The organism is Vibrio sp. 811, from assembly GCF_033339195.1.
This window is the reverse complement of the sequence record NZ_JAWOUB010000477.1, coordinates 1-664: the sequence shown is the minus strand read 5'-3', so window position 1 is coordinate 664 and position 664 is coordinate 1. Positions and strand designations below refer to the sequence as shown.

Annotated in this window: 1 protein-coding gene; it reads right to left on the bottom strand. The window is 43.4% G+C overall.

Going from position 1 to position 664, the window contains the following annotated elements:
• Positions 1–205: 205 nt before the first annotated feature.
• The coding region (locus R7Q46_RS27580; RefSeq protein ID WP_318078337.1) for a class II glutamine amidotransferase at positions 206–664 on the bottom strand (459 nt) is incomplete at its 5' end.

The following is a 664-nucleotide window of genomic DNA, read 5'->3' as shown; positions in this document are numbered from 1 at the left end:
AAGTGCGACTTCTTTGTTTATGCTGAGCCAACTGATTCAGCGGAAAGCTTAGTTATAAGCACAAGTTAAGCAAACGGATCTGGTGATTAAGAATTCTCAGTGCTATTGCTGGCTTACATACAAAATCAATACAAAATCGCATCAAAAAAGGCAGTCGAGTGACTGCCTTTTTGTTATTTGGAAAACTTGATGTCTAGAAACGTCGTTATTCCAACGGTTCGGTCGGAGCTTGATTACCCGGTTTGGGCGCTGCAAATGGCACATCTTTCAAATCAGATGCATTGTTTTGGATCAGTTCACCAAGGTGAAACAAACCATATTCACCGGGCTTCATTCGATGCCAAGTCTCATTGCCGGTTAAAGGCTGAGTTGCAATGACAGAAACAACATCGTTTGGTGTTGTTTCTTCTTGGAAGTTGATCTCCACATCTTCATCTAGTAAAGCGGCCTTGCCAAACGGTGCGCGACGCGTAATCCAATACAAGTGATTAGTACAATACGTCATGACAAACTCGCCGTCGCTGAGCAACATATTGAACACGCCTTTTTCTTTGAGCTGATCACAACACTTAGCGATGTAGAGAAAAACAGATTCCATGTCCTGAGGAGGCTCTGGATATCGATCTTCCATCTGCTTTAGTAGCCAACAAACCGCGAGCTCACT